Below are 11,882 nucleotides of genomic sequence, written 5' to 3' on the forward strand. Positions count from 1 at the left end.
CGCCACCGCTGATGGTAGCAGCGTGTGACCTCTACTCGTCCGAGAATGATGATCAGGGCGTCATCCCATTGGGTGGTTAACGAATGACCCTATCGGGTGAGTACTGGTAACTGTGAATCATTGCCCCCGCTCTGGCCCCCGGGATTGCATGAGATCGCACCACCCGGTCGGGGAGAGGAGACGGCGGCTCATGCGGAAGCGCGCGATGTGGTCCGTACTCGCGGCGGCGGTCGTCGCCACGACGGTCTGGGCCGGGCCCGCCCAAGCCAGGGAAGGGCGGATCCTCGAAGCGGGCACCCCCGGCTCGGTCGCGGACAGCTACCTGGTGGTCCTCAAACCGGGCGCCACCTCCCGGGCCGACGACCTGACCAGCCGCTACGGCGGCTCGGCCACCCGGACCTTCAGCGCCGCGCTGAAGGGCTTCACCGTCAGCGCAGGCGAAACCGAGGCCAAGCGCCTCGCCGCCAACCCCGACGTCGCCTACGTCGTGCAGAACCACGTCCTGCGCATCGCCGACGTGCAGCAGAACCCGCCGTCCTGGGGCCTGGACCGCATCGACCAGGCGAACCTCCCGCTCGACTCGTCCTACCGCTACGACACCGCGGCGGACAACGTCACCGCCTACGTGATCGACACCGGCGTGCGGGCGAGTCACGAGACCTTCGGCGGCCGCGTCACCGGCGGCAAGGACTTCATCGACAACGACGACGACGCCACCGACGAGCACGGCCACGGCACCCACGTCGCGGGCACCATCGGCGGCGCCGAGTACGGCGTCGCCAAGGGCGTGCGGATCGTCCCGGTGCGCGTGCTCGACGCGCAAGGCAGCGGCACCACCGACCAGGTCGTCGCCGGGATCGACTGGGTGGCGCAGAACGCGAGCGGCCCGTCCGTGGCCAACATGAGCCTGGGCGGCAGCGCCGACACCGTCCTCGACGACGCCGTCCGCGGCGCGATCGCCAAGGGCGTCACCTTCGCGATCGCCGCGGGCAACGAGGGCGCCGACGCCGGCAACGACTCCCCGGCACGCGTCACCGAGGCGATCACCGTCGCGGCCAGCGACCGGACCGACCGGCAGGCGAGCTTCTCCAACTACGGCAGCGTCGTCGACCTCTACGCGCCGGGCGTGAGCATCACGTCGTCGTGGGGCACCGGCGACACCGCCACCAACACGATCAGCGGCACCTCGATGGCCACCCCGCACGTGGCCGGCGCCGCCGCCCTCTACCTGGCCGGACACCCGGACGCCACACCCGCGCAGGTCGCCGACGCCCTGATCGCCTCAGCCACCCCGGGCAAGATCAGCGGTGCAACCTCGGGCACGCCCAACCGTCTCCTGAACACCGCTGGCTAGGCTGCGGGCGGGGGACGGCGAGCGAAAGGACGGCCGATGGGCGCCATCCACCTGATCCGGCACGGTCAGGCCTCCTTCGGCGCGGCCGACTACGACCAGCTGTCCAGCACCGGGATCGAGCAGGGCGCGGTGGTCGGCGCCGAGCTGCTGCGGCGCAAGATCCGCTTCACCGAGGGCCGGACCGGGTCGATGGCCCGCCAGCGCGCCACCGCGGAGATCGTCCTGGACTGGCTGGGGGCGGGCGCCACGGCCAAGGAGGATCCGCGCTGGAACGAGTACGACCATGTGGACATCGTCGCCCGGCACGGCGGCGGCGCACTGCAGGACGCGAACGACCCGCGCGGGTACCAGGAAGTGCTGGACGCCTCGCTGGCCGCGTGGGTGTGGGCCGGTGACGACGGGCCGTGCGCGGAGACCTGGCCGCAGTTCGCCGAGCGGGTGCGCGACGCGCTGGCCGACCTGGTCGCGGTGCTGCGCAAGGGCGAGAGCGCGGTGGTCTTCACCAGCGGCGGGGTGATCGGCACGCTCGCCGGGCACCTGCTCGGCGACCCCGCGATGGGGTTGCTGCAGCTCAACCGGGTCACCGTGAACTGCGGGATCACGAAGCTGGTGACCGGGCGCGGCGGGGTCACGCTCGTGTCGTTCAACGAGCACGCGCACTTCGAGGGCCGGGCCGCCCGCCTGCTCACCTATCGGTGACGGCGGGGAACACGTCCTCGATCAGCGTCACCAGCGAGCGGGACAGCAGCGTGTGGACCTGGTCGCGGTCGAGTTCGCCGCGCAGCAGCCACTCGCGGCCGGCGGCCTTGACCATGCCGCCGTAGGCGCGGACGAGCGCGTTGCAGACCTCGGCGTTCGCGGCGTCGACCTTCACGCCCAGCGCGTCCAGCACGCGCGCGGCCGAGCGGCGTTCGGCCTCGACGAGGATCGCCTCGACCTCAGGATCGCTGCCGAGGCCCTCGGGTGCGGTGGCGACGAGCCAGGTCTTGCCCTGCTTGGTGACGAGGGTGAGGAACCAGTCGACCGCGACGCGTGCTTTTTCTTCGATCGGCCCGTCGGTGACGATGTCCATCGCCGTGGTCGGGATCGTCACCGCGCGGCGCAGCACCGCCAGGTAGAGCTCACGCTTGGTGCCGAAGTAGTGGTTGATCAGCCCGCGGGCGACGCCCGCTGCCGCTGCGATGTCCGATGTGGACACCTCGGCGTACGGGCGCTCGCCGAACAGCCGGGCGGCGCAGGTGAAGATCTGCTCCCTGCGCGCGTCCGGTTCGAGTCTCCGCCACCGGGGCTGGGAGTCCGTCATGGGCGACATGCTGGCACGGGTCACCCAGGGGAGTTGTTCTTTTCCGACATGTCGGCGAATACGTCATTCGATCGGAGGCACGTGTTAAGAGCGTAACCCGGCGGAAGGGGCCGGAAATGCGTGATCGGGATCCTGCCGGTATCGGAATTGCCGGTCTCGTGGTGCTGGCGTTGGCGTTCGTCGCGGCGGTGCACGCGGATTCGTTGCCGCTGATCGGCGCGGGCGTGTCGTACGAGGCGGAGTTCAGCGAAGCGGGCGGCCTCGCCGTGGACGACGAGGTGCGGGTGGCCGGCGTGAAGGTCGGCAAGGTGGTGGACGTCGGCCTGGACGGTGCGTCGGTGCGGGTCCGGTTCAGGGTGTCGGACACCTGGCTGGGCGACCGCACGACGGCGGCGATCAAGATCAAGACTTTGCTGGGGCAGAAGTACCTCGCGCTGGATCCACAGGGTTCGCAACCACTCGACGAGGTGATCCCGCGCTCGCGGACGATCGCGCCGTACGACGTGCTGGACGCGTTCCGGGACCTGTCGAAGACCGTCGGCGGGCTGGACACGGACCGGCTGGCCCGGTCGTTCGACGCGCTGTCGGCGGCGCTGCCAGGCGGCTCCTCCGTGCGCGGCGCACTGGACGGCCTGTCCCAGCTGTCAACCACGATCGCTTCGCGGGATGCGGAGTTGTCGCGGCTGCTGGGGAACACGGCGGCGCTGTCGCGAACCTTGGCCGACCGCGACGCCCAGGTGGTGCGGTTGATGGCGGACGGGAACCTGGTGCTGGCCGAAGTGGCGGCCAGGGCGTCGGCCATCTCGGCGCTGCTGACGGGGGCGCGGTCGTTGTCCCGGCAGGTGCAGGGCCTGGTGGCGGACAACGATGCCGCGCTGCGCCCGGTGCTGGCCTCGCTCGACCAGCTGACCTGGATGCTGCAGCGGAACCAGGAGGCACTGGCAGCGGGCGTCGCCCGGCTCGCGCCGCTGGTCCGCTACGCCACGAACATCACGGGGCAGGGGCACTGGGGTGACACGTACGTGTGCCTGCCGGTGGTGTCGAGCTGCTATTGAGGGGCTCGGTCGGCTGTCCGGGTTGGACGTCGGCGGAGCCTTCGCGGGTTGCCGCCGGCTCTTGCCGCCACCGTGACCACCCGGAGACCCGAGCCATGCGGAGGTCACCCCCGTCGCCGGCGGCGGGGTTCGGCGACTCGGCTGGATGCGGGTGGGCGTCGTGGGGAATGCGGTTGGGCGTCGCGGGTGGATGCGGTTGCTCGACTCGGGTGGATGCTGGGTGTCTCGGTTGGACGCTGCGATCGGGCCCTGGTCGGACCGTGGTTGGTCCCTTCGCACGATCGCCACTGGCCTTGTCGTGCGGTGACGACCGGCCCAGTCAGGCAGCGCTGGCGAGCCCGTTCCTGCGGCGTCGACTGGCCCGGTCGTGCGGCGTCGACCGGCGTTGTTGGGCGGCGACGGTTGGCCCTGCCGAGCGGGTGGTGCCTGGGCGTGTCGTGTGGCGTCGACTGGCCGCCTGTTGTGCGGGGTCGACGGGCCTTGTTGTGCGGCGACGGTTGGCCCTGCCGAGCGAGTGGTGCCTGGGCGTGTCGTGCGGCGGCTGCTGGCCCTGTCGTGCGGCGTCGACTGGCCCTGTCGTGCGGCGGCTGCTGGCCTGTCCCGCGGTGCTGGCTGACCAGCCCGAGCTGCGGTGAGTGGTCACTTCGAGGCGCTGCGAGTGGTCCTGCCGAGTGGCCGCGGTTGGTCCCCTCGCGGGACGGTGAGTGGTTGGTCCCCTCGTGCCTTCGCGACCGTCCCTCTCGTGCGGCTACCACCGGTTCTTTCGTGCCGTCACCATCTGCCACCCTCGCGCGGCCACCACCTGCTCCCTCGCCGCCCACTGTGACCACCCGAAGGGCTGAGCCATGCAGTGGTCAATCCCACCAGCAGGGCCGAGCCGTGCAGTGGCCAACCCAGTTAGGAGACCCGAGCCATGCAGAGGTCAACCCCGTCGCCGGCGGCGGGGCTTCGCCGTGCTCCCGCGCAGCAGCACCTCACCCGAAACCCGCCGAACGCGCCCCCGCGCCCCGCCACCGCCACCACCACCGTCGTCGAGGGCCAGCTCCAGCGCCTCCGCCCCGATGCGCTCCAGCGGCAACCCCACCGTGGTCAGCCCGAAATCCCGCACCAGCGGCACGTCGTCGAACCCCGTGACCGACACGTCCTCCGGCACCGACAGCCCCGCGGCGCGCAGCGCGCTCACCGCCCCCACGGCCATCACGTCCGACGCCGTCAGCACGCACGTCGCCTTGTGCTTGGCCGCCAGCAGGGCCTCCGTCGCCTCGTAACCGCCGTCCCGGTCGAACGAACCGGCGAACACGTCCCGTTCGGACAGTTCGATCCCCAGCCCGGCCAGCCCCTCCCGGAACCCGGCCACCCGATCGGCCACTGTGGTCAGGCGCGTCGGCCCGGTCACCACCGCGAACCGCCGGTGGCCCAGCCGGTGCATCGCCTCCACCAGGGCCCGCGCGCCGCCCCGGTTGTCGGGTGCGATGGTGTCCGCCTTGAGCGACCGGTGCCGCGTCACGACGGCCACCCGCCCGCCGCCGCGCCGGTACGGCTCCAGCTCGGCCGCCATCCGCCGCTCCCACGCCCGGTCCTCGAACGCCGAACCGGTCAGCAGGATCGCCGACGCCCGCTGCGCCCGCAGCGTCGACACGCACGCCAGCTCCCGGTCCGGGTCGGCGAACGTGCCGGCGAGCATCACGAGCAGCCCGTGGCTGTCGGCCACCCGCATCACCCCACGGGTGATCGCCGCGAAGTACGGGTCGCTGATGTCGTGGCAGATCACCCCCACCGTGCGGCGCGACCCGCCGGCGAGGGCCTGCGCGTGCGCGTTCGGCGTGTACGCCAGCTCCGCGGCGGCTGACAGCACCCGCTCCCGCAGGTCGTCGCGCACTCTGGTCGTGCCGTTGAGCGCACGGGACGCTGTCGCGAGCGAGACCTCGGCGGTCCTCGCCACGTCCTCGAGCGTCACGTGCGGCCGGTCGCTCATCGTTCCTCCCGCGGTCGGCGTTGGGCCGAATTCTAGGTCGGTTTCCGGCTTTTGCCTGGTCAGGACCACCCGAGCGAGTGGGGATGACCGAGGGTGATCGCGGAAATACGTGCGCGCCCCGCCGCGTTGCGGTTGCCGAGACACATCTGCACGACGAAAGGACCCCGCATGCTCTTCGGTGACGAACACGTCCGCCGGTACGAGGAGACCAATGGTGAAGTCGGTCACGACTGGGAGAAAGGCGCCCCGATCCTGATCCTGACGACCACCGGCCGCAAGTCCGGCCAGGAGCGCAAGTTCGCCCTGATCTACCAGGAGCACGAGGGCGCCTACGTGATCGTCGCCTCCAAGGGCGGCGCTCCCCAGCACCCCGGCTGGTACCTCAACCTGCAGGCCAACCCCGAGGTCAAGGTGCAGGTCAAGGCCGACAAGTTCACCGCGAAGGCCCGCACAGCCACCGGCGCGGAGCGCGAGACGCTCTGGGCGAAGATGGCGAAGGTGTGGCCGGACTACGACGAGTACCAGAAGAAGACGGACCGCGAGATCCCCGTCGTGGTCCTCGAGCGCGCCTGATCAGGGGCCGGTCGTGGGTCCGAGCACCCACGACCGGCTCGCCCGCGAGGGCATAGGGTGGCGGGTATGAGTGCGCATTTCGACGTTGTGGTGCTGGGTGCCGGGCCCGGCGGGTATGTCGCGGCGATCCGGGCTTCGCAGCTCGGCCTGAAGACGGCGATCGTCGAGGAGAAGTACTGGGGCGGCGTGTGCCTGAACGTCGGGTGTATCCCGTCGAAGGCGCTGCTGCGCAACGCGGAGCTCGCCCACCTGGTCACCAAGGAGGCCAAGACCTTCGGGATCAGCTCGGACGGGCCGATCACCTTCGACTACGGCGCCGCGTTCGACCGCAGCCGCTCGGTCGCCGACGGCCGCGTCAAGGGCGTGCACTTCCTGATGAAGAAGAACAACATCCAGGAGTTCACCGGCCGCGGCAAGTTCACCGACGCGCACACCATCGAGGTCACCGGCGAGAACGGCGTCGAGACCGTCACCTTCGACCACTGCATCATCGCCGCCGGCGCCACCACCAAGCTGCTGCCGGGCACCCAGCTGTCCGAGCGCGTGGTGACCTACGAGGAGCAGATCCTCTCCCGCGACCTCCCGGGCAGCATCATCATCGCCGGCGCGGGCGCGATCGGCGTCGAGTTCGCCTACGTCATGCACAACTACGGCGTCGACGTGACGATCGTCGAGTTCCTGGACCGCATGGTGCCGCTCGAGGACGCCGACGTGTCCAAGGAGCTGGCCAAGCGCTACAAGAAGCTCGGCATCAAGGTCCTGACCGGCACGAAGGTCGAGAGCATCGACGACAGCGGCGCCAAGGTCAAGGTCACCGTGTCCAGCGGCGGCAACCAGCAGACCCTGGAGGCCGACAAGGTCCTGCAGGCGATCGGCTTCCAGCCGCGCGTCGAGGGCTACGGGCTGGAGAACACCGGCGTCGAGCTGACCGAGCGCGGCGCCATCGCCGTCGACGGCCGCTGCCGCACGAACGTGCCGCACATCTTCGCGATCGGCGACGTCACCGCCAAGCTGATGCTGGCCCACGCGGCCGAGTCGATGGGCATCGTGGCGGCTGAGACGATCGGCGGCGCGGAGACCATGGAGCTCGACTACACGATGATCCCGCGCGCGACGTACTGCCAGCCGCAGGTCGCGAGCTTCGGCCTGACCGAGGCGCAGGCGCGCGAGCAGGGCTACGACGTGCAGGTCGCCAAGTTCCCGTTCACCGCCAACGGCAAGGCCCACGGCCTCGCCGACGCGGGCGGCTTCGTGAAGATCCTGTCCGACGCCAAGTACGGCGAGCTGCTCGGCGCGCACCTGATCGGCCCGGACGTCACCGAGCTGCTGCCCGAGCTGACGCTGGCGCAGCAGTGGGACCTGACGGTGCACGAGGTGGCCCGCAACGTGCACGCGCACCCGACCCTCGGCGAGGCGGTCAAGGAGGCCATCCACGGTCTCGCCGGTCACATGATCAACTTCTGAGGTTGACCTCCAGTTAACTGGAGGTGTCACCGTTGATCTCGCAGGTCGAGATCGAGGAGGCACCTCATGAAGGCAGCGGCGTTCACCGAGCCAGGTGGCCCGGAGGTTCTGCGCGCCATGGACGTCCCGGACCCGCAGGCGGGTCCGGGACAGGTCCGGGTCCGCGTGCGGGCGGCGGGTGTGCAGCCGTTCGACGCGGCGGTCCGGGCCGGCTGGGAGCCGCCGTACGCGACGGGGCTGACGTGGCCGCGGATACCCGGCAACGAGTTCGCCGGCGTGGTGGACCAGGCCGGGGACGGGGCCGCGTGGTCGGTCGGCGACGAGGTGCTCGGCTTCAACGTGCTGGGCTGCTACGCCGAGTACGTGGTGGTGGGGCAGGACCAGGTCACCGCCAAGCCGGCGGGCATGCCGTGGACCGTCGCGGGCGGGTTCACCGCCGGGACGCAGACGGCGTACCTGGCGTTGCGGCAGCTCGGCGTCGGGCCGGGGGACACGGTCCTGGTGCACGCCGCGGCGGGCTCGGTCGGCACGGCGGCGGTCCAGCTCGCGCGGCTGTGGGGTGCGTCCGTGATCGGCACCGCGAGCGAGGCGAACCAGGACTACGTGCGCTCGCTCGGCGCGACGCCGGTCGTCTACGGCGACGGCCTGGAGGACCGGTTGCGAGCGCTTTCACCCGGCGGGGTGCACGCGGTCCTGGACGGCGCGGGTGGTGCCGCGCTTGATCTTTCACTCGCTCTGGTGAAGGAGCGGCGTCGCGTGGTGACCTTGGTGGACCACGATCGGGCGGAGTCGCTCGGGGTGCAGCTGGTGCGCGGGCAGCGGTCGGCGGACCGGCTGGCCGAGCTCGCCCGCCTGTACGACCGGGGCGAGCTGAGCTTCCTGGTGCGGCGGACGTACCGCCTGGACGAGGCGGCCGACGCGCACCGGGAGATCGAGACCGGGCACGGACGTGGCAAGGTCGTGTTGACTGTCTAGCGGGCCGGTTGCGGGGCCGGGGTCGAGCGGGAGGTGCGCATGGGTGGGGTCGCCGTCGTGACGGGCGCCGGTTCGGGCATCGGACGGCATGTGGCGCAGGCGCTGCTGGGGGCCGGCTACCGCGTCGCGCTGGCCGGCCGCAGAGCCGACGCGCTCTCGGAGACGGCCGCGGGTGCGCCGGACGCCCTCGTGCACCCGGCCGACGTCGCCGACCCCGCCCAGGTCAGCGCCCTGTTCGAGGCGGTCGCGGACCGCTGGGGCCGGGTGGACGTGTTGTTCAACAACGCGGGCACCTTCGGCCCCGCGGGTGACCCGGACGAGATCCCGGTCGAGGCGTGGCAGCAGACGGTGGCGGTGAACCTGACCGGCGCGTTCCTGTGCGCGCGGGAGGCGTTCCGGATCATGAAGCGCCAGGACCCGCGCGGTGGCCGCATCATCAACAACGGCTCCATCTCGGCGCACGCCCCGCGCCCCGGCAGCGCCGCCTACACCGCGACGAAGCACGCCATCACCGGGCTGACGAAGTCGCTGTCGCTGGACGGCCGTCCGTACGACATCGCGTGTGGCCAAATCGACATCGGCAACGCGGCGACGGAGATGACGGCGGGAATCGCCAGGGGCGCACGCCAGGCGGACGGCCGTGAGCTGCCCGAACCCACCTTCGACGTGAGACACGTCGCGGAAGCCGTGCGGTACATGGCAGGGCTCCCGCTCACCGCGAACGTGCAGTTCATGACCGTCACAGCGACGAAGATGCCGTTCATCGGCAGAGGCTGAAACGTTCCCCCGCCGTCCGGCGATAGGGGAAGTGACGGTGACTAAACTGCAGGTCAGGACGGCCTGTGGTCGTCGGCGCCAGGCCCTCGTAGCTCAGCCGGATAGAGCAAGAGCCTTCTAATCTCTAGGTCGCAGGTTCGAGTCCTGCCGGGGGCACGCACATGATCAAGGTTTTCGCTGGTCAGCGCCGTTCCCGCGCGGGCTCAGCGCGGAGTAAAAGCACATAAGCCCAGGTCAGCACTGTTCCCGTTGGTCTCCTACGGGGTACGACCTGTGCTGGACGTTCGTGCGACTTCGCTTGAGCTTCTGCCCACGCGTTGGATTTCAGCACTCACTCGGTCGCTTCTTATTGACTGGTGCCACGACCGGTGCCCGGCCAGGCTCGGTCGAGGTGACCGTCGGAGCGCTTTCTCAGCGGCCGCCACCCGGGTCCGGGCTCACTCATGGCGTGCGTCCCGTCGGTCGCAGTGCCCGCCGCGTCGAGGAGAACACCCGGGCAGCCGCTGTCACGCTGACCGAAGCCAATCTCACGTCCATTCACGACATCCTGTCCGTTGTGGGCGTCGGCGTCCGCTGCGCCGACAAGTCCACCCGGATTCGGTCCCGAGCGTGACCGCCCGATCCCATGCCCGAACCGCACATCGGTGTCCTGCGGCACCTCACCGGTCGGCTTGCGGTGGTGTCAATGGCGAAGCTGCGCTGTTGTGCGTGGAAGGCGGGGAGACCTGCCGGCCTGCACCATCTTGCGCATGAGGTCGAACGCTTGGGTTTCGGCGATGTCGCCGTGGGCCACCGCGATGGCGACGATGTCGATCGTTTCCCGGGTCGTTATGCCTTGGAACCGGGCGTAGCGCAGGGCCTCGCGGTCGTCTGATATCCACCACGAACCGGTGAACCGGTCGTCGTTCAGGATGAGATGGCATGTCTCCGCCTCCCCGAGGTGCTTGAGAGGTTCATGATCCATGCCACCGAAGACCGCTCGTCGTAATCGGTTGACCTCCTGGATGTCGGACGCGGCATCGATCCTGATCGGCTCTCCGAGCCAGCCGTCGCTGACAACACTTGCCAAGACGGGGAGCGACGAAACAGACCTCGATGCCTCGTAGGCGACTGCTTCGGTCCACCTGCCACGGTGGTTCAACGCCGATTCGAGCAGGTCGAGGCGATCGACGGCGGCGAAGTTGCACAACACGGTGTTGTCCGGGAAAAGGAACGTGGTCACAGGGCGCCGTCCACTGCTGTGTCGGCCTCGATCGAGTCGCGGAGGACGTCGACGTCGACGCCCAGGAGGTTCGCGTACGGCCTGAGCGTGGTCTTTCCGGTCTCGTAGGCGGCATAAGCGTCTCTCATCAAAAGGCCGGGTGGCCGGGGTGTGCTCGATGCGGCGACTTGTCGGGCGAACTCTTCACCACGACCCGCCATGTGCGCGGCCTTCGCGGCTGGGATCACCTTGTAACGGTCACAGGTCCCCGCGTCGATCAGTCTCAAGTGAAGCAGGCGGTAGGCGAGCGCGGACGGGCTGACGACCAAGTCCCACGCGAGCGAGGCGAAAGCCGCTTCCGTGATGCCTGCTTGCGCGGCACTGCGGAGCGCGGCCTCGGGCATGAGGAACGAGGAAGCGAAGGCGTTGGCTCGTGCCTCGCCTGGTTCTCTGGCTTGCGCGCGGTCGAAGACGTCCCGGTCGAGGTGGACGCCTTGGTCGTCGCCTGCGAGCAGGTGCCCGAGCTCGTGGGCGAGCGTGAACCGCTGTCTCGACGGAAGCGGGCTGGTGGCGAGCAGGATGAGCTTGACGTCCGCCGAGGAGACGGCAAGGCCGTCGAAGTCGGCGTCGAGGTCCACCACGGCCACATCGACGCCGAAGACCGCCTCGACCAGGCTGCTGAGGTCCTCGGACGTGGAGGGAGAGCCGAACCCCTCGCACGCCTCGGTTGCCCAGTGCGCCAGGTCTCGGCCTTCTTCCGCGTACCGGTCCGTGACACGGCGGGACGGCGGGGTTCGCCACTGTTGGGGATAGCCGAGCGTCGCCAGGTCGGTGCGGGTAGCGCTGAAGCCGGCCGCGGCGTCGAGGGCCGAACGCGCGCTGCCGCCGGTCGTCCTGGCGGCCATGCTTACCGCGGGCGTGTCTCCCGTGAGCAGCCAGTCCACGGTCACGTGGCAGGTCTCGGCGATACGGGCGAGGTCGACCGAGGAAAAGCGTCGTGTCCCGCTTAACGACTTGGACAGCTTGGACTCGTCGAGACCGATCCGCGCGCCGAAGGCACGGCGGGTCAGGCCCGACGCTTCGATCAGGTCGCGTACGCGGTTCGGGACGCTCGTCACAGGGCCGAGCCTAGCTGACCTTGCGAAAATCGCAAGAGAGCATGATGATGACTGCGAGCGACTTCCGGAGAGGGGAACTACGTGACG

At 70.1% G+C, this 11,882-nt stretch carries 11 protein-coding genes and 1 tRNA gene; 8 read left to right on the forward strand and 4 right to left on the reverse strand.

The window, feature by feature from the left end; genetic code table 11:
* Positions 1-190 precede the first annotated feature (190 nt).
* The gene (locus ACCP09_RS15895; protein WP_433747380.1) at positions 191-1,354 is read left to right on the forward strand and encodes a S8 family peptidase; all 1,164 of its coding nucleotides are present in this window, start codon (positions 191-193) and stop codon (positions 1,352-1,354) included.
* Between the two features lie 36 nt (positions 1,355-1,390).
* Positions 1,391-2,053: a histidine phosphatase family protein gene (locus ACCP09_RS15900; protein WP_433747383.1), complete on the forward strand. Its 663-nt coding sequence runs from the start codon at positions 1,391-1,393 to the stop codon at positions 2,051-2,053.
* On the opposite strand, the gene ACCP09_RS15905 is transcribed toward ACCP09_RS15900, so the two are convergent.
* Positions 2,040-2,657: a TetR/AcrR family transcriptional regulator gene (locus ACCP09_RS15905; RefSeq protein WP_123687230.1), complete on the reverse strand. Its 618-nt coding sequence runs from the start codon at positions 2,655-2,657 to the stop codon at positions 2,040-2,042. The genes ACCP09_RS15900 and ACCP09_RS15905 overlap by 14 nt on opposite strands.
* Before the next feature lie 116 nt (positions 2,658-2,773).
* On the opposite strand from ACCP09_RS15905, the gene ACCP09_RS15910 reads away from it, so the two are divergent.
* On the forward strand, positions 2,774-3,712 hold the full coding sequence (locus tag ACCP09_RS15910; RefSeq protein ID WP_433747387.1) for an MCE family protein: 939 nt from the start codon (positions 2,774-2,776) through the stop codon (positions 3,710-3,712).
* A gap of 922 nt (positions 3,713-4,634) precedes the next feature.
* Here the strand turns inward: ACCP09_RS15910 and ACCP09_RS15915 are convergent.
* Positions 4,635-5,687, reverse strand: a complete 1,053-nt coding sequence (locus tag ACCP09_RS15915; RefSeq protein ID WP_433747390.1) for a LacI family DNA-binding transcriptional regulator — start codon at positions 5,685-5,687, stop codon at positions 4,635-4,637.
* A gap of 168 nt (positions 5,688-5,855) precedes the next feature.
* On the opposite strand from ACCP09_RS15915, the gene ACCP09_RS15920 reads away from it, so the two are divergent.
* From ACCP09_RS15920 to ACCP09_RS15940, 5 genes are all read left to right on the forward strand, one after another.
* On the forward strand, positions 5,856-6,260 hold the full coding sequence (locus ACCP09_RS15920) for a nitroreductase family deazaflavin-dependent oxidoreductase (RefSeq protein ID WP_027934541.1): 405 nt from the start codon (positions 5,856-5,858) through the stop codon (positions 6,258-6,260).
* A gap of 66 nt (positions 6,261-6,326) precedes the next feature.
* Entirely contained in the window at positions 6,327-7,724 is a 1,398-nt protein-coding gene (lpdA, locus tag ACCP09_RS15925) for a dihydrolipoyl dehydrogenase (protein WP_017984268.1), read from the forward strand.
* Positions 7,725-7,790: 66 nt separating this feature from the next.
* Positions 7,791-8,699 carry an NADP-dependent oxidoreductase gene (locus tag ACCP09_RS15930; RefSeq protein WP_123685205.1) on the forward strand — a complete coding sequence of 303 codons (909 nt, stop codon included), beginning with the start codon at positions 7,791-7,793 and terminating at the stop codon, positions 8,697-8,699.
* 39 nt (positions 8,700-8,738) lie between these two features.
* Positions 8,739-9,476 (forward strand): SDR family oxidoreductase, encoded by a 738-nt coding sequence (locus tag ACCP09_RS15935; RefSeq protein ID WP_378362829.1) that lies wholly within the window; start codon positions 8,739-8,741, stop codon positions 9,474-9,476.
* 82 nt (positions 9,477-9,558) lie between these two features.
* Positions 9,559-9,632, forward strand: a tRNA-Arg gene (locus tag ACCP09_RS15940).
* 526 nt (positions 9,633-10,158) lie between these two features.
* Here the strand turns inward: ACCP09_RS15940 and ACCP09_RS15945 are convergent.
* Together ACCP09_RS15945 and ACCP09_RS15950 are read right to left on the reverse strand one after the other, a co-directional pair.
* On the reverse strand, positions 10,159-10,698 hold the full coding sequence (locus tag ACCP09_RS15945; RefSeq protein WP_433747396.1) for a hypothetical protein: 540 nt from the start codon (positions 10,696-10,698) through the stop codon (positions 10,159-10,161).
* A complete protein-coding gene (locus ACCP09_RS15950; RefSeq protein ID WP_433747399.1) occupies positions 10,695-11,795 on the reverse strand; it encodes a helix-turn-helix domain-containing protein in 1,101 nt (366 codons plus the stop codon). Before ACCP09_RS15950 ends, ACCP09_RS15945 begins: the two co-directional genes overlap by 4 nt.
* Between the last annotated feature and the right edge of the window lie 87 nt (positions 11,796-11,882).

Source organism: Amycolatopsis sp. 3B14, from assembly GCF_050958625.1.
GTDB lineage: Bacteria > Actinomycetota > Actinomycetes > Mycobacteriales > Pseudonocardiaceae > Amycolatopsis_E > Amycolatopsis_E thermoflava.